19 protein-coding genes are annotated in these 22,325 nt (G+C 40.6%); 9 read left to right on the top strand and 10 right to left on the bottom strand.

Going from position 1 to position 22,325, the window contains the following annotated elements; genetic code table 11:
• Positions 1–6 precede the first annotated feature (6 nt).
• From LV85_RS15225 to LV85_RS15235, 3 genes are all read left to right on the top strand, one after another.
• Complete coding sequence (locus LV85_RS15225; protein ID WP_111320951.1) at positions 7–945, top strand: FAD-dependent oxidoreductase; 939 nt, start codon at positions 7–9, stop codon at positions 943–945.
• A 143-nt stretch (positions 946–1,088) separates the two neighbouring features.
• A complete protein-coding gene (locus LV85_RS15230) occupies positions 1,089–2,387 on the top strand; it encodes a M28 family peptidase (protein WP_111320953.1) in 1,299 nt (432 codons plus the stop codon).
• A gap of 82 nt (positions 2,388–2,469) precedes the next feature.
• Positions 2,470–3,051, top strand: coding sequence for a YdeI/OmpD-associated family protein (locus LV85_RS15235; RefSeq protein ID WP_111320955.1), 582 nt, complete (start codon positions 2,470–2,472; stop codon positions 3,049–3,051).
• Between the two features lie 32 nt (positions 3,052–3,083).
• On the opposite strand, the gene LV85_RS15240 is transcribed toward LV85_RS15235, so the two are convergent.
• The 5 genes from LV85_RS15240 to LV85_RS15260 form a co-directional block, all read right to left on the bottom strand.
• Positions 3,084–4,973 carry a sulfatase family protein gene (locus tag LV85_RS15240; RefSeq protein ID WP_245942325.1) on the bottom strand — a complete coding sequence of 630 codons (1,890 nt, stop codon included), beginning with the start codon at positions 4,971–4,973 and terminating at the stop codon, positions 3,084–3,086.
• Between the two features lie 49 nt (positions 4,974–5,022).
• Positions 5,023–5,916, bottom strand: a complete 894-nt coding sequence (locus LV85_RS15245) for an alkaline phosphatase (RefSeq protein WP_111320957.1) — start codon at positions 5,914–5,916, stop codon at positions 5,023–5,025.
• 44 nt (positions 5,917–5,960) lie between these two features.
• On the bottom strand, positions 5,961–7,214 hold the full coding sequence (gene fabF / locus LV85_RS15250; RefSeq protein WP_111321041.1) for a beta-ketoacyl-ACP synthase II: 1,254 nt from the start codon (positions 7,212–7,214) through the stop codon (positions 5,961–5,963).
• Positions 7,215–7,453: 239 nt separating this feature from the next.
• Positions 7,454–7,876: a hypothetical protein gene (locus tag LV85_RS15255; RefSeq protein WP_111320959.1), complete on the bottom strand. Its 423-nt coding sequence runs from the start codon at positions 7,874–7,876 to the stop codon at positions 7,454–7,456.
• 73 nt (positions 7,877–7,949) lie between these two features.
• Positions 7,950–8,930, bottom strand: coding sequence for a zinc-dependent alcohol dehydrogenase family protein (locus LV85_RS15260; RefSeq protein WP_111320961.1), 981 nt, complete (start codon positions 8,928–8,930; stop codon positions 7,950–7,952).
• 115 nt (positions 8,931–9,045) lie between these two features.
• Between LV85_RS15260 and LV85_RS15265 the strand changes: the two genes are divergently transcribed.
• Both LV85_RS15265 and LV85_RS15270 read left to right on the top strand, forming a co-directional pair.
• Complete coding sequence (locus tag LV85_RS15265; protein WP_111320963.1) at positions 9,046–9,813, top strand: SDR family NAD(P)-dependent oxidoreductase; 768 nt, start codon at positions 9,046–9,048, stop codon at positions 9,811–9,813.
• Positions 9,814–9,834: 21 nt separating this feature from the next.
• Complete coding sequence (locus LV85_RS15270) at positions 9,835–10,713, top strand: 3-hydroxyacyl-CoA dehydrogenase (RefSeq protein ID WP_111320965.1); 879 nt, start codon at positions 9,835–9,837, stop codon at positions 10,711–10,713.
• A 19-nt stretch (positions 10,714–10,732) separates the two neighbouring features.
• On the opposite strand, the gene LV85_RS15275 is transcribed toward LV85_RS15270, so the two are convergent.
• Positions 10,733–11,866 (bottom strand): carboxypeptidase-like regulatory domain-containing protein, encoded by a 1,134-nt coding sequence (locus LV85_RS15275; protein WP_111320967.1) that lies wholly within the window; start codon positions 11,864–11,866, stop codon positions 10,733–10,735.
• A 33-nt stretch (positions 11,867–11,899) separates the two neighbouring features.
• Entirely contained in the window at positions 11,900–14,227 is a 2,328-nt protein-coding gene (topA, locus tag LV85_RS15280; protein WP_111320969.1) for a type I DNA topoisomerase, read from the bottom strand.
• Between the two features lie 154 nt (positions 14,228–14,381).
• Between topA and LV85_RS15285 the strand changes: the two genes are divergently transcribed.
• The gene (locus LV85_RS15285; RefSeq protein ID WP_111320971.1) at positions 14,382–14,849 is read left to right on the top strand and encodes a SixA phosphatase family protein; all 468 of its coding nucleotides are present in this window, start codon (positions 14,382–14,384) and stop codon (positions 14,847–14,849) included.
• A gap of 494 nt (positions 14,850–15,343) precedes the next feature.
• On the opposite strand, the gene LV85_RS15290 is transcribed toward LV85_RS15285, so the two are convergent.
• Positions 15,344–16,117 (bottom strand): 3-keto-disaccharide hydrolase, encoded by a 774-nt coding sequence (locus LV85_RS15290; protein WP_111320973.1) that lies wholly within the window; start codon positions 16,115–16,117, stop codon positions 15,344–15,346.
• A gap of 188 nt (positions 16,118–16,305) precedes the next feature.
• Between LV85_RS15290 and ypfJ the strand changes: the two genes are divergently transcribed.
• Positions 16,306–17,208: a KPN_02809 family neutral zinc metallopeptidase gene (gene ypfJ, locus LV85_RS15295; RefSeq protein ID WP_111320975.1), complete on the top strand. Its 903-nt coding sequence runs from the start codon at positions 16,306–16,308 to the stop codon at positions 17,206–17,208.
• 4 nt (positions 17,209–17,212) lie between these two features.
• Here the strand turns inward: ypfJ and LV85_RS15300 are convergent, their stop codons facing one another.
• Positions 17,213–18,577: an exonuclease domain-containing protein gene (locus LV85_RS15300; RefSeq protein WP_111320977.1), complete on the bottom strand. Its 1,365-nt coding sequence runs from the start codon at positions 18,575–18,577 to the stop codon at positions 17,213–17,215.
• Positions 18,578–18,759: 182 nt separating this feature from the next.
• Here LV85_RS15300 and LV85_RS15305 point away from each other — a divergent pair, with 182 nt between their 5' ends.
• Positions 18,760–21,105, top strand: coding sequence for a TonB-dependent receptor (locus LV85_RS15305; protein WP_245942327.1), 2,346 nt, complete (start codon positions 18,760–18,762; stop codon positions 21,103–21,105).
• 10 nt (positions 21,106–21,115) lie between these two features.
• Positions 21,116–21,718, top strand: a complete 603-nt coding sequence (locus LV85_RS15310; RefSeq protein ID WP_111320981.1) for a hypothetical protein — start codon at positions 21,116–21,118, stop codon at positions 21,716–21,718.
• Between the two features lie 68 nt (positions 21,719–21,786).
• Here LV85_RS15310 and LV85_RS15315 read toward each other — a convergent pair whose 3' ends face one another.
• Positions 21,787–22,299, bottom strand: a complete 513-nt coding sequence (locus tag LV85_RS15315) for a hypothetical protein (protein ID WP_111320983.1) — start codon at positions 22,297–22,299, stop codon at positions 21,787–21,789.
• Positions 22,300–22,325 lie beyond the last annotated feature (26 nt).

The raw sequence follows: 22,325 nt of genomic DNA on the forward strand, positions 1-22,325 counted from the left end.
TCGCTGATGGATTCAGTCACCGTCGTAGGTTCAGGAATAATAGGTTTGACATCCGCCATACTCCTTCAGGAAGTAGGTTTTGATGTGAAGCTGATTTCAAAAGCTCCTTTTGATATGACTTTATCTTCCAAGGTTGGAGCAATCTGGTTTCCTTTTGAAATTCATCCCAAAGAAAAAACCAATACCTGGGCGACTTTGGCTTACCAGCGCTATCAAGCAGAGGTAATGGAAGGAAATGGAGTGAAATTCATTTCTTTTATCACAGCCTACACACCTGAAAGTAATATTGATTGGACGAGTCAACTCCCAGCAGGAAAAGTAAGGAAAGCGAGGCCAGAAGAACTTCCAACAGGAATAGAAATGGCTATTGTCTCTGAAGTTCCTTTGGCCCAACCTCTTTTATACTTGCCGCATCTTTTCGAGCGATTTATAGCAAAGGGAGGCAGGTATCAAGAGCAGGAGATTTCAACATTGGAAGAACTAAGTACTTTGGATAGTTTGGTAATCAATTGCACAGGTTTGGGAGCCAAATCGCTCTGCAAGGATGATGATTTGCATCCTATGCGAGGTCAAATTCTTCGCTGCAAGAAAATGGATGTCGCTTCCTTTGCCAATCCCACTAAAAAAGGTGCACTTAGCTACCTGATTAATAGAAGCGGAGATTCAGTAATCGGCGGCACAGACTATGAAGATGATTGGAATGAATCAATCGATCTTGCTGACACTGAATTAATCCTTAGTAGGCTAAAGGCATCTGGTATTTCTCAGAATCCTGAAGTGCTAGAAGTCATCGTTGGATTGAGGCCTAGAAGAAGCGCTGTTCGATTTGAATTTGATCCAAAGCACCCTAATGTATTCCATAATTATGGCCATGGAGGAGCAGGATTTACAGTAGCTTGGGGATGTGCGATAGAGCTATCTGAGATTTTAAGCAGAGATAGCTAGACTATTTAATAAGTGAAAGATGTGAAATTCTCCAGAGACGCTATCTGCCTCTAGACGCTCCATTCATCAAAACAAATATTAATTCTGATAGAAAAAGACAATCTTTACCCTACAACCCCTTATAATACTTACCCATTGCCCAAATGAAAAAAATACTGCTTTCCCTCACCATCCTAGGTACGGCTTTGTATTCCTGTACCCCAAAAATCGGCTCTATAATTAATGTATCCGAAGTAGAACGTATCGAGACAATATTATCTGCTGACGATATGAAAGGCAGGCAACTTTTCAGCCCAGAACTGGACAAGGCTGCTGATTTTATAGCTGATGAGTTTAAGAAAAGTGGCTTAGAGTTTTTCGGTGACAACGACTCCTATCTTCAGACTTTCACTATGCTGCAAGCCACACCAGCTGTAATCACTGGAAGCTTGGATAAGGAAACACTAAGCACTAGCAACGTAATGGTAAATACTACAGCTGCAACTGTAGCAATAAATACACTTACAGATTACGAAGTTGTAAAGGTAGCTAAGGATGCAAATTTCAACCAATTGGTTTTCCCCTTATTCCGTACCGAAAAGAATGTAATTGTACTGATCGATCAGGCGCATGCAAGTACTTTTTCCAGAATAGGGAGAAGTGCTGGAAGAGCAAAATTTCCAACTGAGTATTCTCAGGTTTTTATTCTGACAGACAATCTAGACCCTCAGTCTATAGATCTAAAGATCACAAATACCCTAACCGAGCAAAAACTTCAGAATGTCGTAGGTGTGATTCCTGGCAAATCATTGAAGGATGAATATGTAGTATTTGGAGGACATTATGATCACATTGGTATAGGCAGACCTGATGCAAACAATGACAGTATTTACAATGGTGCCAACGACAATGCAGCTGGGACTACCGCTGTCATGATGCTTGGGAAATACTTCAATAAGCTAAAAGACAATGAACGTACGCTAATCTTTGTTGCCTTCACGGCAGAGGAGTCTGGCGGATTTGGTAGCACCTACTTCAGTAAGCAGCTAGACCCAGACAAGGTAGTCGCCATGTTCAATATTGAGATGATCGGTACCGATAGCAAGTGGGGACCAAATTCAGCCTATATCACCGGATTTGAAAAAAGCTCCATGGGAGAAATACTTCAAAAGAATCTAGTCGGCTCTAAATTCCATTTTGAGCCAGATCCGTATCCTAAGCAAAACCTATTCTACCGCAGTGACAACAGAACCTTGGCTGCTCTGGGTGTTCCAGCTCATACTATCTCCACTTCCAAAATGGAAGAAGCTCCGAACAATGAGCCTAATTACCATAAAGCAAGTGATGAGATCGGCACCTTGGATATGGTCAATATGACTGAAGTAATTAAGGCAATAGCGCTCAGCAGCAAAACTATTATCAGCGGAAAAGATACGCCTACCCGTGTAGAGAAATTGGATTGATTTCCATAGGAGCGAATATTCAATCGCCCCTTTTATGAATTATTTCGAAGAATAATTCAGCCATTAAACAGTCAAAATATTAATGTCAAATATCCAAGCTGATAATTTCTGCCCTACCAATCGAGAAGATTGGAGAGAATGGCTAGCCCAAAACCATGTTTCCAAGGAATCTATTTGGCTTATTTATTACAAAACCTCTTCAAAGAATTTCAACTTAAGCTGGACAGATGCAGTAGAAGAAGCGCTCTGTTTTGGCTGGATAGATAGTGTGAGAAAGACGCTGGATGAAGAACGTTCTATCCAATACTTTAGTAAGCGGAAGAAGAATAGTACCTGGTCTAAAATCAACAAGGATAAAATAGAGTTCCTGATCGAGAATGGACTGATGACACAGGCGGGTTTAAACTGTGTTGAAATAGCGAAAAAAAACGGCTCTTGGACTATTTTGGATTCTGTGGAAGCACTCATAATCCCTGATGATCTGAATGCTGAATTCAGTAAACATCCTGGCGCAAAAGAGTATTTCGAAAGTCTGAGCAAATCTCGTCAGAAAATACAACTGTCATGGATAGTACTTGCCAAGCGTGATGAGACTAGACAAAAGAGAATTAAAGAAATCGCTGAGTACGCTGGTCAGGAACTTATTCCAAAGCAGTTTAGATAGATGACATAGCACAATATAAAGCGTAAATTCCCCTACCTATACTGGAAATTATTGGGCAACAAACCCAAACTCCCTAGGAAATCCTTACTGGCAGCAGAGATGTTGTAATCTTCTTCCCCCTCATATACGTGAGTGATAAGCTGGACAAAAGGAGACTTATAATCACTGTAAAGCAGGTAATTGATTGTCATTAGGGCCAGATGCTTGTTCGGGTGAAGTAGTGATCTTTTGAGCAAATCAGTTGCTTCGTTACTTTGATTCAATTCATATAGAATGGCTGCCAAAATAATCGAAACAGGCGCATACTTATCATTTAGACCGTTTGTCAACTGATCCGCAAATGGCAAAAGCATTTCCTTTTCTTGAGATCTCAAGCCTATCGCTGCCCAGTACCGGAGCATTTCATTATCCGATTTCAAGATCTCCAACTGTTGCAGCATAACTTCTTTGCTTCTAAAGCCCGAAAGTTTAGCAACCTCATAAATCTGCTCTATTGGATACTGATCTAGGTCCTGACGAAACTCGTACGGTGTGGATGTTTTCGAAATATTATCTAATTCGAATTCAGGCAGGAACATGACATCTTTTTGTTCCAACACATGTGCATCAAGTGCAGATCTCATCTCTTCAACCAACTCTCTATACTCAGGCTGATCAATTAAGTTACTCGTTTCCCATAGGTCATTTTCAATATCGTAAAGTACCTCAGCCACGCGAGGTTCGAATAGGCTTCTTTGCAAAGAATCTAATGCATCGTTTTCATAGTCAGTCCTCATCAGCTGCTTGATCTCTCCGATCTCCATATACCGGATGTATCTCGCTTCTGGCATAAAGGGCATGAAATTCCTTGAATACACATACCTGCCATTGGTCACAGTGCGAACCATATCTATCCCATTGTCCGAGCGATCTGAAGATAGAAACAGCTGATCAACACCAGCATCACTTTCATCTCCAAGCAATACTCTTCCCCTCATATACTTTGGCACTTTCTCTCCAACCAAGCTAATCAGCGTTGGTGCCAAATCCTCAAAGCTGACAAGTTCATCCGAGCTTGCACCCGTTCCCCAAGGCGATAAATGTTCATATTTCGGTGGAAACCAAATCGTGAAAGGAACTCGGTAACCAAAGTTAATTCCATTGGTTTTACCTCTGGGCATGCCTTCTCCATGATCTGCAAAGATGAAAATGATAGTCTCATCCAAAAGCCCATCAGATTCCAGTCTTGCGATGAGTTCTCCGATTCGATTATCGGTGAGTTTGAGGCTATTGTAAACTCTAGCCATTTGCTTCCGCATTTCCGGGCTGTCCCGATAGAAAGGAGGCATTTCAAATTCATCCTCTCGTATTCTTTCTTCCTCCGACAATTTCTCCAACACTTCCTCCACATACCACTCGTATGGATTAGTCATGGTACGAGATTGATGGGATTCATTGTAATTGAATACTGCAAAAAATGGCTGCTCTTCAGCTCTATCCCACCATCCAGCTTTGTTGGAGCTTTCATCCCAAGCTTCTGCAATGAAGGCTTTCTCATTGGCTACATTGTAATCCGTCTTACTATTGTTGGTGACATAGTAGCCTGCCTGCTGCAAATAATAAGGGAATCCTTTGATCTCAGAAGGGATTGCGTATTTACTTCTATGATTTCCTGTACCCAATTCATAGGTTTTCACACCTGTGATAATCGCTGTTCTGCTCGGTGAACAAACCGTACCTGTAGAAAAAGCATTGGTAAATCGAACTCCTTCTTGCGTAAATTTATCCATTACAGGAGTCCTCGCGTTTTCATTCCCATAGCTCCCAATAAACTGCGGGGAAGTGTCTTCTATGGTAATCCAGAGGATATTAGGCTGCTGGGAAAATCCAGAAAAACTGATGAATATTAATCCTAAGGATACTATTTTAAAAAATTTCATCATCTGTTTATGCTAGTTAACAACCTTAATACTAGTTAGTTTTAGACCTATTTCAAAAAGACTTAAAGCTGTCTCCCACAGGTTTCCCTCTCCAGCTTTGTGGCATCTTCAAACCCAAGATCCAAGCGATAGTTGCACCAGTGTCATAGGTCATGATCAGATCTGTAATTTTATGATTTTCCTTTACCCCAGGTCCTGAGATCAGCCAAGGAATATAAAGTTCCTCCAAGGATTTTCCCCCATGTCCCTTTTCTATTCCTCCATGATCAGATGAAATCATAATAATTGTTTCATCTGCAAGTCCAGACTCTTTTACTGCAGCTACTAACTGTCCAATCTTCGCATCTACATTCTCCAATTCTTTGTAGTATTCAGGTGTATCATGACCGATATTATGACCAACACCATCTGGCTCGTCTAGATGTAAAAACATAAAGGTAGTTTCACCCTCAAGAATAGTTTCTATGGTTTTGTCTAAGCAAAGTTCTTGGGTCTCTCCATGATAAACTACATCGATCGCATCCTTTTCAATCAAATACCCGATACCATCCCAGTTGTAAATTGCAGCAGTTTTCACGCTTGGCTTTTGATCTCTGATCAAAGAGAAAATAGATGGAAATATCCCATACTTAGTCACTTCATAAGGAGGAATCTCAGGAGTTTTACTTCCCCATTCTGTGAAACCATGCACGGTAGGCCCAGCTCCCATCAACATAGAAGCCCAATTCACCGCGCTTGAAGAGGGCAAAACTGCCCTAGCCTCCAGGGAATGTGAACCGCTTTCCATTAGTTTTTTAAGGTTCGGCATATTCGCCTTCGGGATTGCGTAGGAACCTAATCCATCGAAGCCTATTAAGATTACATGTTTGGCTTTTTTCACTTGAGCAACTCCATTCATGTGAATGCTAAAAACAAGAAATAGGCAGAAAATTAAAATGCGTTTCATAAAGGGATAAGCTGGGTCAAAAATGTATACTGATTAAAAAGTAGCTAAACAAATTCTTTGAAAACTACTGTGGCATTATGCCCACCAAAGCCGAAGGTATTGCTCAAAGCAACTTTAATTTTTTTCTCAATTGCCGTCTTGGTGACTATTTGAATTCCCTCAGGAATAGCAGGATCTAGGGTTTCAGTATTGATCGTAGGAGGAACAAGGCCTTCATTGATAGCCTTGACACAGAAGATCGCCTCAACAGCTCCTGCAGCTCCTAGCAAATGTCCTGTCATAGATTTGGTAGCAGAGATATGTAAGTGGTCATACTTACCATCAAGCAAGCTAGAAATAGCCTTAATCTCACTCAGATCTCCTGTAGGTGTAGAAGTAGCATGAGCATTTAAGTAATCCACATCCTGAATCTTCAATCCAGCTTCCTCCAAAGCTAACTTCATGCAATGCTTTGCTCCTGCTCCCTCTGGATGTGTTGCTGTCAAATGATAAGCATCTGCTGTCATCGCTGCGCCAACCAGTTCCCCATAGATTTTTGCACCTCGTTTTTTAGCATGCTCATATTCTTCCAGTATTAACGCTGCCGCTCCCTCTCCCATCACAAAACCATCCCGATCTGCATCAAAGGGTCTTGAGGCTGACTGAGGACTTTCGTTTCTTGTAGACAGTGCTTTCAATGCATTAAATCCTCCCATTGAAGCCTCGGTAATCGGAGAATCCGAACCACCAGTGATGATCACTTTAGCTTTCCCCCACTTGATGTAGTTGAAAGCATCCATGATTGCTGAGTTTGAAGAAGCACAAGCGGTGACCGAAGTATAGTTGATGCCCATAAAGCCAAACTTCATAGAAATCACACCCGAAGCCATATTTATCAAGTATTTAGGAATAAAGAATGGATTGAACCGTGGACTCAAATCATTGCCAACAAACTCCTTCATCTCCTTTTCAAAGGTATTCATCCCGCCTTGACTTGTTCCCCAGATTACTCCCGCATCAAAAGGAGATTCTAACTGTGACAGCTCCAAACCTGCATCTTCCATGGCTTCGGCTGCCGTATAAAGCGCATATTGAGTGTACAAATCTGACCTTTTGATCTCGTTTCGATCTAGTCTTTGGCTCGGATCGAAATTTGGGATCTGACAAGCAAATCGGGTTTTGAACTTTTCCGCATTAAAATAAGATATTGCAGCAGCACCGCTTTTACCCTGCTTAGCATTTTCCCAGTTTGATGTCACATCATTTCCTAGAGCAGATAGTGCTCCCAAACCCGTAATTACTACTCTTTTTGAATTCATCAGTTTATATTTTCCTACTCTTTGATAAGTCAATTCATCCTATCCATGAAGTTACTTTTTCATTTTGATAAATTAGGACTGAATTCTCCTTAAATCGCATCTACTTATATGTGTGGACAAAACAACGTTTAAACAGAAAAACCCGGCAATACGCCAGGTTTTTCAAATCAATTATATCCTATATCAAGTTTCTTGATTCTAAAATCTAAGATCTCGAAACTCATATTTCCCTACTAAAATTATCTACTTCTCCAAAGATCCTTCAATTGTCTACCGTTGATCAGCATCACAAATCGAGCTGGATTTGGTATCAACACAATGCGAACATCCTGCTTATCAAACTGTTCTGACTCAACAGGTACTCCCTGCTGGCCGGCTACCTCGTAACTTATGACGCCATTAGCATCAGGAAGTAGTGGTTTGTAAGCATTAGCGATATAGGCCGTTGGTAGTAGAATATCAGTGTCAGACTTGATTTTATTCTGAATTTTTTCGATTTCAGATTCGAGCCTGTCCTCATAGTTTTCATTGAAATCATCCTCCAAGTCATGAAGCGCTTCTTCCAGATCATCATAGCTTTCGTCGCTATAATCCATAGCGGCTAGCTGATTTCTTTTTTCTACTATTTCGGTAAGCTCTTTATCCAGCGTATCCCAATTCATCCTTTTCAGTATTTTTGATTTGAAATGCAAAGATGGGGAATCCCTTTTTTTATGAAGAACTATTTCAAATAAATTAACTTACCAAAAGGATTTTTCCATTCCTTCCTGGTTTATTATAAGCCGCAATTGCAGCTTTCACTTCAGTAAGCGGGAATCTCTCAGCCACTTCTGCCTTGGAATCTTCATCCATCAGAAATGCTTGAGTCTCCTTGTAAAGCTTCGCTCTATCTTCTTTGGAAATTCTCTGCAACACAGAACTTAACCAAAATCCTTCCACGCTAACTTCCTTGAAAATCATCAATCCTGTATTTAGAGGCATATCTTGTAAACTCAAGACCCCAAAAACATACATGGTGCCTAGCTGCTTCACACAACTTAAGGCTTTTGCTCCTAGCTCGCCGCCGACTGCATCAAAAACCGCAGACACGCCTTCACCCACTACTTCAGTGATTACTTTTCTAAGATCTTCCTTTTCGGTATTAACCACTAAGTCCGCTCCGAGTTCAGCTAAATATGCTTTCTGCTCATCGTGGCGTACAGTACATGCCACTTTAATGCCTTTGGCTTTCGCCACTTGTATAGCAAATTTGCCAAAAGCAGAAGCTCCAGCAGTTAGCAGCAACCATTCTCCAGCTTTCAACTGAGATTTATTTACCATTGCGACAGCAGTCACAGGATTTACAAAAGCTTGACATGCTACATCGAAGGACATTCCTTCTGGCATAGGAATCACTTGTTTGGCTGGAAGCGTGATATACTCCCTCCAAGTACCAGTATTGGTACCCTGAGCAGTAAACATCACACGAGTTCCTACAGGCAACAAACCTTCTGCATCAGCCATACTTACGATTCCCGCAGCTTCAAAACCTGCACTACTGGGCAATTGAGGCTGAATACCGTAACGTCCTTGAATAAACATCAAATCTGAGGGATTGATATTTCTAGCCTTCACCTCTATCTGAACCTCATGTGCTTGTGGCTCCGGAGCAGGAGATTCTTTCACTTGCAAAACATCCTCAGGCATTCCTACTTTATCAAAAATTACTTCTTTCATAGTTATCTGAAATTTGAGTTTGGTAATTATTATTGGTTTAACTAAGAATAATCTCTCTTCGTTCAGGCTTACTCTTTATCTTTTTTTATCTTGAAAAAAGAAAACAACGCTACTTATGGATCTATCATCTCTATTTTCCCTCGATGGAAAGGTTGCCCTAATCACTGGTGCCAGTAAAGGAATTGGTTTTAGCATAGCTGAAATTTATGCCGCAGCTGGCGCAAAAGTCGTTCTCTGTAGCCGTAAGCAAGAAGCAGTCGATGAAATGGCGGCTAAGCTCAGAGCTAAAGGATATGAAGCTATAGGAATAGCCTGCAACGTAGGAAACATGGAAGAGCTCCCAAAGTTGGTTGAGAAAACTATTAAATCCTGTGGACAGCTTGATGTGTTGGTTAATAACGCTGCTACAAGTCCAGTCTTTGGTCCTGTGCACGAAACAAGTTCGGAAGCTTATGACAAAATCATGAATGTAAACCTGAAGGCTCCATTTGAACTATCGAAGCTTTGTTGGCCACATCTTCGTAAATCTTCCAATCCCGCAGTTATCAATATCAGTTCCATAGGAGGAGTTTCCCCTGAACCAGGATTAGGAATCTACAGCGTGAGTAAAGCTGCTTTGATCTCAATGACAAAGGTGCTAGCCAAAGAATGGGGAGAAGCCAAAATCCGCGTCAACGTAATCTGCCCAGGTTTGATCCAAACCAAATTCTCAGAACCGCTGTGGTCCAATGAGAAAATAATGAGTATGGTGATGAAAAAGCTCCCGATCAAAAGAGTAGGAACCACAGAAGAAATAGGAGCTCTGGCTTTGTTCTTAGCATCCCCAGCATCTTCCTACACCACCGGTGCAGTATTTACGGCAGATGGCGGCTTCACTATTTAATTCACAAGGAATCAATTCTTAATGAATATTTCTACAATCGGTATTATAGGTGCAGGAAACCTAGGAACTAAAATAGGCTTACAAGCTGCTATTTCAGGGTATCAGGTAAATATGTATGATGTAAATGATAAAATCCTAGCTAGATCATTGAAGTCAATGGAAAAATTGCTGGTACATCTGACTCGAACCCAGCAGCTAACAGGAGATGAGGGTAAGCAATCCTTAGAAAGAATTTTTTTTACTGAATATTTGAATCTAGCCCTTCAAGATGTTGATCTGATCAGCGAAAGTGTGATTGAAGATCTAGAGATAAAAACCAAGGTTTGGCAGGAAATCGGCGAAATAGCTCCGGCGCACACAATTTTTACCACCAATACCTCTTACCTACTTCCCTCTCAATTTGCCGAAATATCGGGAAGGCCAGAGAAATTTTGTGCCTTTCATTTCCATGATGTTTTCTATTCCAAGGTAGTGGATATTATGCCGCACCCAGGTACTTCCTCAGAAGTGATTACTATCTTGGAAAAGCTCGGCAGAAAGCTCAAACAAGTGCCTATTTTGGTCAAAAAAGAACATTCAGGTTATATTTTCAATACCTTATTGATCGCATGGATCGATGCTGCAGGAAGATTAGTCACGGGTGAAATCGCGGAAGTAGAAGCTATTGATAAATCCTGGATGATAAACTTCGGTATGACTGCAGGGCCATTCGGTATTCTAGACAATGTGGGTTTGGATACGGCATGGCATATCACTAGCACCAAAAGAAATCCAGCTTCACGTGCATTTGCAGCACTTCTCAAAAGCTATTTAGATCAAGGTAAACTTGGTGTTAAATCAGGTGAAGGATTCTACACATACCCAAAACCTAGCTACAAAGACCCAGATTTTTTGAAGTAAGTTTACAAATGCACTAAAGCTACTGCAATCCTCTTTTAGGCTCTGTCTCCGGGTAATAATCTATAGGAAGTAGGTCTCCCACTCTTTCCCATCCGATATAACCTTCCACCACTATCCCAAATGGATCTGAAAGGCTACCATTTTCAAAAATCTCCACTGAATCTACCGTCAAACTCATGATTGAGGTTTGACTTTTTCGAGTTCCTCTCCCCATTCCTTGTACGTATAATGGACTTTCACTCTCATTTTGGTAGGTGACAAGGATATAATCGGAGAACTCCAAAAATTCTCTTCTATCCCTGTTTTTCATAATAGCAAGAGAGGTAATGGGCTCAGTTGCCACGCTATCTATGAATTTCCCGGCATGCTCAGGATCCTCCTTTCGGTAAAATCTTCTAATCTCGTAACCCTCAGCAACCGTTTTTCCATAATAAAGCGAACGAATAAAATGCTGCATACTTCCATAATATGCCTCCAAACGATTACGTTCTACCCTTCGCTGCTTCCTCTTTGAGAGCGTAGTATCCGGAATAAAAAGTGGAAATCCACTGTAAGTAACCAAACCACCTCTATAGTCATAGCGAAAATCATTAAGCAAATAGTCCAGCCTATACCCCAGATTAGTGGTTTCTAGTTTTAGAATATCCCGGGAGGAAGCTATCAATTTACCTGGTTCTGACTGATCGTCTAGAATCATGGACATCTCATTTAATATCACGGTAGACCTACTGTTCAGCGATGTTCCTAAAAAATATCTCTTAAAATCATCCAAATTTCTATACCAAGCAGGATCGCGAGATTCTTTTACATCCAACTGTTCCAACTCTTCATCCACTGCTACCAGCATGAATTTATATCCTTGAGGCTGCACCATGGATGCGGGCAAATTGAATGTAATGCCTTCGTAGCCTAACATTCGAATTATTACTTCATAGTTTCCCTCTGGCATATAAAGAGAAAATTTCCCCTTCTCATCAGTAGATGCGCCAATCGTGGTATTAGCTAAAAAAACAGTAGCATATGGAATGGCTTCATCGGTTTCAATATCTACAATGGTGCCTTTAAAAATTGCCTGCCCAAAAGACAGGCTTCCACCTAAAAACAAAAACACGCCTAAAACAATCTTTACTAGTATTGAATTAGGCTTGTTCATATATTCTCAATTAATATCTGAGTTCTAAACGTCTTACTTTTTCTTGGAAAACTTCCCTCCTTTTTTCTTTGGTTCAGGCTGATTTTCAATAATATGAATAGTCTCTTCGTAAGTTAAGCTTTCAGCTTCCTTGTCTTTAGGGATTTTGTAATTATTCTTACCCATCTTGATGTAAGGTCCCCATCTGCCGTTCAAAACCTGGATCTCAGGATTCTCATCAAAGGACTTGATATGCTTCTTAGCATCCGCTTCTCGCTTGTCTTTGATCAGCTGAATTCCTTCCTCCTCAGTAATGCTGAGTGGATCCATCTCTTTCGGAAGTGAGACAAAATTACCATCGTGACGAACGTAAGGTCCAAATCGACCAATCGCTGCCACCATCTTTTTATCTTCAAACATGCCGATATCACGAGGCAACTTGAATAACTCCAATGCATCCTCCATCGTGATGTTTTCGATGAATTGACCTTTTTTCAAGCTGGCAAATTGCTTCTCCTCATCTTCCGCATCTCCAATCTGCACCAAAGGACCAAATCGTCCCAATCGAGCGATCATAGGCTTGCCACTCACTGGATGGTTGCCCAACTCACGACTTGAGTTGATATCTTGTCTAGAGACTAACTCTGTTTCCTCTACATTCTTGTGGAAATTTCCATAGAAAGAATCCAGCATATCTTGCCAAACTTGCCCGCCTGCGGCGATATCATCAAACTCCTTCTCCACTCTTGCGGTAAAGCTAAAGTCAATTACATTCGGGAAATGCTCTACCAGGAAGTCATTCACTACCATTGCAATATTGGTAGGGAAGAGCTTCTGCTTCTCGGCACCAGTATTTTCTGTTTTGGTGGCGTCCTTAAATTCGCCTTTCGCAATGATCATTTCTACAAAATCACGCGGCGTACCATCTCTGGATTCTTTGATGACATATTCTCGTCTCTGAATAGTAGAAATAGTAGGAGCATAAGTGGACGGACGACCGATTCCCAACTCTTCCAGTTTCTTCACCAAAGATGCTTCAGTATATCTAGGAGAAGGTCTAGAGAAGGTTTCTCTACCTTTCATTTCCTGTAAACTCAAGTTTTGACCAATAGTCAAAGGAGGCAGTAATGCCTTTCCTTCTTTGCTATCATCCTCTTCTGGTTCATCATCTGTATCTTCCAAATACACTTTCAAGAAACCATCAAATTTGATGATCTCACCAGTTGCCACTAGATTTTGTGGTTGATTCGAAATATCTACTGTAATAATTGTCTTCTCTAATGACGCATCAGCCATCTGTGATGCAATAGCACGCTTCCAAATTAGCTCATAGAGACGCTGTTCGTTGCGTTCTCCTGTGACATGAGCATTAGAGAAGTCCGTAGGGCGGATAGCTTCGTGAGCCTCCTGAGCACCTTCAGACTTGTTTGTAAATTTTCTTGATTTATGATACTGCTCTCCGTAAGAATCATGAATAGCCTTTTTGGCAGAAGCCATGGCGTCATCCGATAGATTCACACTGTCTGTTCTCATATAAGTAATCTTACCAGCTTCATACAATTTCTGCGCTACAGACATGGTCTGAGCCACTGAGAAATAAAGCTTTCTACTCGCCTCCTGCTGAAGAGTAGAAGTGGTAAAAGGTGCAGCAGGTGATTTCTTACCTGGTTTTTTCTCTAGGTTGGCTACAGAAAAATCAGCTTCAAGACATTTCTTTAGGAATTCCTCTGCTTCAGCTTTGGTATCAAATTTCTTTGGAAGTTCTGCCAGGAAGGTTTTCCCCTCTACTTCAAAGATGGCAGTAACTCTAAAGCTCGACTTGGCTTTGTGTTTTTCAACCTCCCGCTCACGATCTACTATTAGTCGAACAGCCACCGACTGAACTCTACCTGCAGATAAGCCGGTTTTAATCTTCTTCCAAAGGATTGGCGAAAGTTCAAAACCTACCAATCGATCCAAAATCCTTCTTGCCTGCTGGGCATTTACGAGATCTATATCTATTCCACGCGGGTTTTCTATTGCTTTAGTGATCGCATTCTTAGTGATTTCACGAAATACGATCCTTCGTGTATTCTCATCCTTCAGTTTGAGTACTTCTTTTAAGTGCCAAGAAATGGCCTCTCCCTCACGGTCATCATCACTCGCTAGATATACAGTCTCTGCATCCTTAACTAAAGCCTTGAGATTTTTGATCACATCCTTTTTATCGGCCGTGACTTCATAGGTGGGAGTAAATCGATTTTTTATATCGATCGCTTTATCGCCTTTTGGAAGATCTCGAACGTGACCGTAGCTTGACGCTACCTTAAAGTCTTTGCCCAAGTATCCCTCAATGGTTTTGGCTTTGGCTGGTGACTCGACGATAACAAGGTTTTTTGACATAAAAGGCAATATTTCTGGGTTTTCAGGCCCGATTAGAAAAGCTAAAAATAGATGGCATTGTATTCTCGTCCAAATATTTAAAATTGACTAAAGGCTATTTGGTGGGATTTTTGATTAAAGTAAGGGATACTTTTAGGCCTATAAACCACTTATCATGAAGCATTTGTTTTTACTTAGACACGGAGAAGCAAGTTTTTCTTCAGGTTCAGATTTTCAAAGACGACTTACTGAAAAAGGCCGAGAAAAGCTCATTCGAATGGGAGAAAGTCTAGATCAAAGTCTAAAATCTGTTGATTTGATGTATTGTTCTGCTGCAGCGCGAACAGTCGAAACAGCCCAATTGATAGAAAAGCACATTCCTATAAAGGAGTCAGTTTTCTGCCAAGAAATTTATATTGGAGATGTAGAGGAAATGATCAAGTTGCTAGAAAAAACTTCTAATTCTGTGGATTCTTGTCTTTTCGTTGGCCACAACCCTACTATTAGTTTACTTCTATCGCACATTTCGGACGAAAGCTACCTTGGATTACAACCTGGAATGATGGCCGTATTAGAATTGGAAATTTCAGACTGGATGATGATCGGGCTCGGGACTGGGGTTTTAAAAGAAATCATCCAATAACCGTATTTTACTTTTCAACAGGTATAACAACCACTTTTCTAAATTTTGTCAAAAAAAATCAACAAGACAACAATTTTCAGAACCTACTTCTCTTATATTCGCATATTAATTCAGAGAAAAACAAAGATTAACAACCAAACAAACTAATCATCGCTATCTCTGCTAATATCAGTACGAGCAAATACTCTCAAAATTCGGAATCTTACCCCGAAACCTAGCCCAAAATATTCTTATGAATCCATCGCCATGGAACCAAAGATTGATTTCTGATCAATTGGCTAAATATTGAGTACCCTTTAAAGAATATACCAACCCAAATCGCGAGTACCTGAAAAGTATAAGTTGCTTTTCTCACCCAAAATCTAGTTAGTTGAGTTTCAAAAGAACTAGAGAGGAAATAAACCTTCTCTCCAATTCCGTGAAGTATTAATTAATTAAAAGTAAAAAGCCCTGATTCCAAAAGATTCAGGGCTTTTTGCTTTATTCTCTAAGCATTAGAAAGAAGTTGATTTCCCATCGAGATCAAGCTTTTTGATCCAAATATTTCTATAATAAACATTATGTCCTTCTGCTTGTAGTTTCAATCCCCCAGGTCTATCCGTAATTCCTTTTCCACCATCATTCCCGCCATCTAAACCAGAGTTTGGGCCTCCCCAAACTTGCTGTATCTCTTTATCATCGTGTATTTTAACTCCATTCAGATAAACTGTCGCGCGAGGCTTTGCCACTAGTTTTCCATTTTCGAAACGTGCTGCTTTGAATTCAATATCATATGCATTCCACTTGCCTAAACCATAATATTCCTCTGATGTTGGAATATGCTCATTAATCAATGCCCCTAGGCCATGATCACCATAATCGCCATCCAGAATTTGGATTTCGTAACGGTTTTGGAGATAAACGCCTGAATTCCCCCCTTCATCTTTGATGAAAAATTCTACATGGGCACGAAAGTCTTCGAATTTCTCTTTGGTCACAATATCTGCGGCCCCATACAATCCACCTGCTGCCGCAGGATCATTACTACTTATTGCTTTCCCTCCATCTACTGGATCAGTTACCTCTGGCCATTTGATGGGATTTTCGGCCTTAAATCGAGGTCCTTCCCAATACTCCCAGTTTTTATGCAGAGATTTTTTGCTGCCATTAAGGTAAACTTTGGCTCCTTTTTCAGGCTTAGCACCTACCCCAGTTTGCGCATTTACCAGCGTAAAAGCACAGACTAGAGCCAAACTGAGGGATAATCTTTGAAAAATTTTGTGATGCATAGGTTTTAGGTTTTTGGTTATTTTTTCAAAATTAATTTTAAGACAATGTCCAATTGTTGAATTTGGTTAATTTTAAACAAAATCAAATCTTTTATGCCTTGAAATCGAGCATTACGAATACTTCACATTAGAAATGATTATTCACTTTGCGAGATTCTATATGACCTTTAAAATTAAATTATAAGCAAATGAAATGGGAAGGAAGAAGACGAAGTTCAAATGTAGAGGATAGACGGGGTCAGAGCAGTGGCGGTGGAATGCGCGGAGGCGGGCTTAATCCAATGCTCATCGGACCACTGATTAAAATCTTATTTTCTAAAACTGGACTGATTATCGTCGGGGTGGTTATCGCTATTTCGGTTATTACGGGTACCAATCCACTTACATTCCTAGGGAATTTCATGGGTGGTGGCAGCCAGGGATTTACCACTGAGACCAACTACACCCCTTCTGCTGAAGAAGATAGATTGGCCGCTTTCAGCGAAACCATATTGGCAGATACCGAAGATGTATGGAATAATCTCTTAGAGAATTATAGAGATCCCACGCTTGTCCTTTTTAGCGGGCAGGTTTCTTCAGCTTGTGGATTAGCCTCAAGTGCCACAGGACCATTCTATTGTCCAGGTGATGAAAAACTGTACATAGATCTTAGTTTTTTCAAAGAAATGGAAGTGAAGCTAAATGCTCCTGGAGACTTTGCACAGGCATACGTTATCGCTCATGAAGTTGGGCATCATATCCAAAAAATCATGGGCATCACTGCTGAAATGAACAAACTTCGTGGTCAAGTAAGTGAAAAAGAATACAATCAATACTCTGTGAGGTTAGAACTTCAGGCAGATTTCTTAGCAGGAGTCTGGGCAAATCATAGTCAGCGATCTGTTGGCTGGTTGGAAAAGGGCGATTTGGAAGAAGCCCTCAATGCAGCAAATGCTATTGGCGATGACCGTCTTCAAAAGCAAGCCACAGGTAGAGTAATGCCTGATTCCTTCACCCATGGCACCTCAGCACAGCGAATGAAGTGGTTTAAAAAAGGCTTTGAAACTGGGGACATCAATCAGGGAGACACTTTCAACACTACGGATTTATAAAGACTCAACTTGTCTCCAAAACCATAATCTGCTCAGGATTGATCTGATGAATAAACTGGCGAAGGATGTAAAAGGTCTCAGGAACCTGCGTTACTAGGTCTAACTGTGAAGGAATATCTTCGGAAATCTGATCATTTGCCAAGAAGGCAAATCTGCTAAGCATTCCTCTTTCAAACATGCAATAAGCGGTCTCATCTGGACTTCTACCCTCAAGTTTGATTAGGACTTCCTTTTGGCTTGCCTTGATCTTGTCCATAAACTCTGCAAGTCGCTTATTGTATTCTTTCGGATTTTCAGAGAAGTCACAGGCACCTTCACATTTCATATCCTCTTCTGAATCACAGTTCACCTTTCTAAGCCCACATAATTTGGGACAGAGACCATAGGTTTTGATACCGGTTTTCAGGAATGTATTTGCCTCCTCCATGGAGAAAAAGGATTCAATTGGTTTGAAAAACTTGGTAATCTTGGAAACCTGAAGCCTTCCATAGCCTGAATTATCCTCGTAATGAAATAAGCCAAACATACGCTTAGGAAGTTTTGACGCAGAATTATACTTAGGCCATAGTCTCTTGATTTCCAATGTTTCAAATAGCAAAGCCATAAATTCACTTCCGGTCAATTCCCATTTCAGATCATAGACTTCATTCTTGAGTTTTTGCTTCAACTTTGGTAAAAGCTGCCCAGAAAAGTGATTTTTAAATCGTTCTCTGATATTTATTGCTTTACCTACATAAATAACTTTGCTATGCTCATCCAGCATGTAATAGACGCCAGAGGAAGTTGGGATTTCTTTGAACTTTGAATGGGGGAAATTAGGAGGCAGAAAAGCTTCTCCCGTATTCTTTTTTAGAGCTTGATTGATGATTTGATAGTCAGATTTGATCATTCTATCAAACAAGATCGCTGTTGCTTTGGCATCACCCATCGCACGGTGCCTCGCTTCAATTTGAATCTTTTGACTTTCGCATAGTCTACCCAAGCTATAAGAACTCATGCCCGGATATACTTTTCTACTAAGACGAACTGTACAGAGTTTAGGAGTTTTGAGCTCCTTCCCCACTTTCAAAAATGCCTCTCGAAGAAAGCCGAAATCAAAACTCACATTATGGGCTACGAATACTCTATCATGGAGCAATTCCCAAAGTTCCTCTTGAATAGCTGCAAAAGTAGGCTTATGCCTCACCATGAAATTATCGATGCCTGTCAATCCCGTAATGTAAGTTGGAATCGCCTGCTCGGGATTGAGAAGTGTCTGATACTCTCGGATAATCGATTCCCCATCGTGAATCAATACGGCTACTTCAGTAATACCACCATGCTTGGGAGCGCCGCCGGTGGTCTCTATATCTACTATGGCAAATTCCATTGCCTAAAAGTAGGAATTAGAATTTTCAGTAAAGAATAGATGTCACAGAATGACGTGGTTTCTATGAGTTTTTGATTTTCTATCTATAGAGATTTCATTTTTAGTCCTCCAAACAACAGCCAAAAGCCACATTAATTTCAATTTTTCACCATTTATCCCATAAATGCAACTTTGTTTCAAATATGCTAGTTAATAAATTCATAGCCCATTATTTTTGCATGGTGAATTTGAAAACAGGAATACTACTTATACTGGTTTTACTACTCAGTTTAGAGATACAGGCTCAGGACTGTAAGCTTGCTATTCGAGGTAAAATTATCCATTTGGAAAATAATGAACCCATTGAGGCTGCTTATGTGTGGGTAGTTGAGGCGCAGGATGGTGCTGTGAGTGATGAGAATGGGAATTTTACTGTAAAGAATCTTTGCAGTGGTACTTACACAATCACGATACAATACCTTGGACACAAAGATGTACGGGATACCGTTGAATTAAAATCCAACACCTTTAGTAAAACTTACAGACTAGAAGAAGAGGCGATGGGCTTGCAGAGCGTGGAAGTTCATGGACATCGCGATGCTGTGCAAACAACCACAGCTGTCTCTTCGCTATATGGAGACCAACTAGAGGAATCACGAGGTGAGAACCTAGGTGAGAGTCTAAAGAGAATTTCTGGTGTATCGACTTTTTCCACAGGAAATAGCATAGCAAAACCAGTGATCCATGGTATGCATAGTAATCGGATTATGATTATGAACAATGGAATTCGACTAGAAGGCCAGCAATGGGGATCAGAACACGCGCCAGAAATAGATCCTTTTCTAGCAGATGAAATCACGGTTGTAAAAGGAGCAGAAACAGTAAGATATGGACCTGAGGCAATGGGTGGAGTGATTTTGGTGAATCCAGCTCCTCTTCCTACCAAAACGATGAGTAAGACAAACCTCAACCTAATCGGGGGGACCAATGGCCAAATGGGTAATATCAATATGGTGCATGTAGCTGGTTCAGACAAAATCAAAGGCTTAGGCTACCGAATCCAAGGATCTGCCAAAAGATCAGGAAATGTAAGGTCTCCAGGATATTTTCAAGAGAACACTGGTGTAAGCGAGCTAAATCTTAGTAGTTCGCTTGGCTATAGTAGTTCTAAACTTGGCGTAGAAGCCTACTACAGTCTATTCCATACCGATTTGGGAATATTGGCTGACTCCCATACTGGAAACCTCGCAGATCTGGAAGCTATCATTGCAAACGGACGGCCCTTTGCAGATGGAGAATTCAGCTATGAAATCAACAATCCCAAACAACGCGTCACCCACAACTTAGCCAAGTTAAAATCACACTATCATATTTCTGAGAGTTGGAAGTTGAATTTTCAATACGGTTTTCAGCTCAATCGAAGATTGGAATTTGACAAGAGACGCGGTAATTTGAATGAGGTAGCAAGCTTAGATTTGCAGCTTTACACTAATACCATTGACCTTTATGTAAACCATACGCATAAGAATGAACTGAGCGGTACTTGGGGGGTAAACTTTATTCAGCAGGCAAACTCTAATGTTCCGGGCACAGGAGTTACGCCCTTGATCCCTAATTATGACATGATGAATACTGGCATTTATGCTATGGAAAAGTATTCGAAAGGACCATTGGAGGTCGAGGCTGGCCTACGCTTTGACTTCAGAACGCTCCATACAGCCCGATTTATCAATCAGGAATTGAAAACTGCAGATCTGGATTATCAAAATTTCTCAGCATTCCTTGGCGGACTTTATCATATCAGCCCAAACTTGACTTTTAATTCAAATATTGGCTCAGCCTGGAGACCACCAAATGTGAATGAATTATTTTCCGAGGGGCTTCATCACGGTGCTGCCGCAGTGGAGATTGGTGATCCTAATTTGAAATCAGAAAATTCATATAAATGGATCAATGAACTTCAATATGATGGCAGAAAAACACATTTGGAACTTACAGCCTATGTGAATCCTATCCGTAATTACATTTATCTAAACCCTACTGGTGAGGTTTATGTAAGCCTAAGGGGCACATTCATTGTATATGAATATACTCAGGCTAATGCGCTATTCTATGGGGTTGATTTTGCTGGAAGCTATGAATTTACCGACCAAATAAGTGGCTACCTAAAAGGATCTATAGTACATGCAAAGAACACGGATGAAGACAATTATTTTCCTTTTATTCCAGCGAGCAATATAGACTGGGGGATTTCTTATGATTTTGCAAAGGACAATAATCCTCGTACCAATAAGGTAACCCTAAGTAATGTGTTGGTCGCTAAGCAAAATAGAGAGCCTGATTTTGATTATGCTCCTGCCCCACCTGCATATGCGCTTTTCAATGTATCCTACCAGAAGCAATTATCTATTGGAAATGATAAGCTGAATCTTGGGCTTCAAGTACAAAACTTATTCAATACCCGATACAAAGATTACATGAACCGCTTCCGATACTTCACATATGATATGGGCACAAATGTGCTTTTAAAAATTAATTTTGAATTCTAACCAATACCTAATGAAAACAACAAACAAACTTTACCTCATCGCAACAATTTTGGTTTCACTAGCTTTCTCAAGCTGCAAGAGTGAAGACCCAGTTCCAGAAAATGATGGAGAACTGATTACCGACGTTACGCTCCACTTCCAGGAGTTTGATGAAAATCTCGACCCAGTTGGAGATTTGATCTCTTTCCAAGCTTCAGACCCTGAAGGAATAGAAAATGGTCAATCGCCTACGATAGATATCGTCACGTTAAAGAAAGGAAAAAATTACATTATGACCATTGATGTGGCCAATAGCATAGCCAATGAAGACATCACTGGAGAAATCCTCGAAGAATCTGACGAGCATCAGTTTTACTTTCTTGGATCAGCTTGGGAAGGGGACTCTGCTCCACTTACCTATGCCTACGATGACCCAAGCGGTGAATTGATAGGAATACAAGGAATAGTTACTGTAGAGGAACTGACAAGTATAAATAATTCGCAAATGAGAATAGTACTTCGTCATGACCTAGACAAAAACTACCCAGGAGCTGATAATCCTAATTTTGTTGATTTTACAGCTGCAGGAGGTGAATCTGATTTGGATATCACTTTCCCTTTAGTGATTGAGTAATTGATAAAACATCTCTATAAACAAAAAAAGTAGCTCTAGGGCTACTTTTTTTGTTTAATGGCTGATCTCTAAAAATCCGGTGAGCAACTAGTTATTTTGGAGGCATCAAATGCAATATTATCATCTTCATTGGAGCCTACATTTCCTGTTACCAAAATCACCTTATAGTCCGGGCCTTCACTAGCCAAATGCACTTTCACATGTCCATCGAAGGTTTGGATATCCTCAAAACTCAACATTGTTCCATCCATCAAAGGACCAAGCACAGTTTTACTTTGTAAGGTAGAGCCATTCACTGGACTCAACATCAAGGCCATTGGAGCTTCTGGATCAGTATAATCACCGTAATGCAAGTGTGCTGGATAGCTTGTAGCTGAATTCGTTTTCGCTCCTACCAATTGAAGGCTCAACTCCAAATTGCCATCAGTCAATTCTCTGATCGTTACCTCCCCAGTATAGTCATACTCACTAGCCTTATACAACTGGTATTCCAATTTCTGTCCAGTATAAACCTCTGGGTCAGTATCGTTACACGACCATACAGATATCAACACGATAAAGTAAACAAATATCTTTCTCATAATTATGACTTTCAATGCTCAACGGA

The organism is Algoriphagus chordae, from assembly GCF_003254055.1.
Taxonomy (GTDB): domain Bacteria; phylum Bacteroidota; class Bacteroidia; order Cytophagales; family Cyclobacteriaceae; genus Algoriphagus; species Algoriphagus chordae.

Coding starts and splice junctions, on each gene's coding strand:
- LV85_RS15225 (WP_111320951.1), top strand. CDS start 7: ATGGATTCAGTCACCGTCGTAGGTTCAGGAATAATAGGTTTGACATCC.
- LV85_RS15230 (WP_111320953.1), top strand. CDS start 1,089: ATGAAAAAAATACTGCTTTCCCTCACCATCCTAGGTACGGCTTTGTAT.
- LV85_RS15235 (WP_111320955.1), top strand. CDS start 2,470: ATGTCAAATATCCAAGCTGATAATTTCTGCCCTACCAATCGAGAAGAT.
- LV85_RS15240 (WP_245942325.1), bottom strand. CDS start 4,973: ATGATGAAATTTTTTAAAATAGTATCCTTAGGATTAATATTCATCAGT.
- LV85_RS15245 (WP_111320957.1), bottom strand. CDS start 5,916: ATGAAACGCATTTTAATTTTCTGCCTATTTCTTGTTTTTAGCATTCAC.
- fabF (WP_111321041.1), bottom strand. CDS start 7,214: ATGAATTCAAAAAGAGTAGTAATTACGGGTTTGGGAGCACTATCTGCT.
- LV85_RS15255 (WP_111320959.1), bottom strand. CDS start 7,876: ATGAATTGGGATACGCTGGATAAAGAGCTTACCGAAATAGTAGAAAAA.
- LV85_RS15260 (WP_111320961.1), bottom strand. CDS start 8,930: ATGAAAGAAGTAATTTTTGATAAAGTAGGAATGCCTGAGGATGTTTTG.
- LV85_RS15265 (WP_111320963.1), top strand. CDS start 9,046: ATGGATCTATCATCTCTATTTTCCCTCGATGGAAAGGTTGCCCTAATC.
- LV85_RS15270 (WP_111320965.1), top strand. CDS start 9,835: ATGAATATTTCTACAATCGGTATTATAGGTGCAGGAAACCTAGGAACT.
- LV85_RS15275 (WP_111320967.1), bottom strand. CDS start 11,866: ATGAACAAGCCTAATTCAATACTAGTAAAGATTGTTTTAGGCGTGTTT.
- topA (WP_111320969.1), bottom strand. CDS start 14,227: ATGTCAAAAAACCTTGTTATCGTCGAGTCACCAGCCAAAGCCAAAACC.
- LV85_RS15285 (WP_111320971.1), top strand. CDS start 14,382: ATGAAGCATTTGTTTTTACTTAGACACGGAGAAGCAAGTTTTTCTTCA.
- LV85_RS15290 (WP_111320973.1), bottom strand. CDS start 16,117: ATGCATCACAAAATTTTTCAAAGATTATCCCTCAGTTTGGCTCTAGTC.
- ypfJ (WP_111320975.1), top strand. CDS start 16,306: ATGAAATGGGAAGGAAGAAGACGAAGTTCAAATGTAGAGGATAGACGG.
- LV85_RS15300 (WP_111320977.1), bottom strand. CDS start 18,577: ATGGAATTTGCCATAGTAGATATAGAGACCACCGGCGGCGCTCCCAAG.
- LV85_RS15305 (WP_245942327.1), top strand. CDS start 18,760: ATGCTAGTTAATAAATTCATAGCCCATTATTTTTGCATGGTGAATTTG.
- LV85_RS15310 (WP_111320981.1), top strand. CDS start 21,116: ATGAAAACAACAAACAAACTTTACCTCATCGCAACAATTTTGGTTTCA.
- LV85_RS15315 (WP_111320983.1), bottom strand. CDS start 22,299: ATGAGAAAGATATTTGTTTACTTTATCGTGTTGATATCTGTATGGTCG.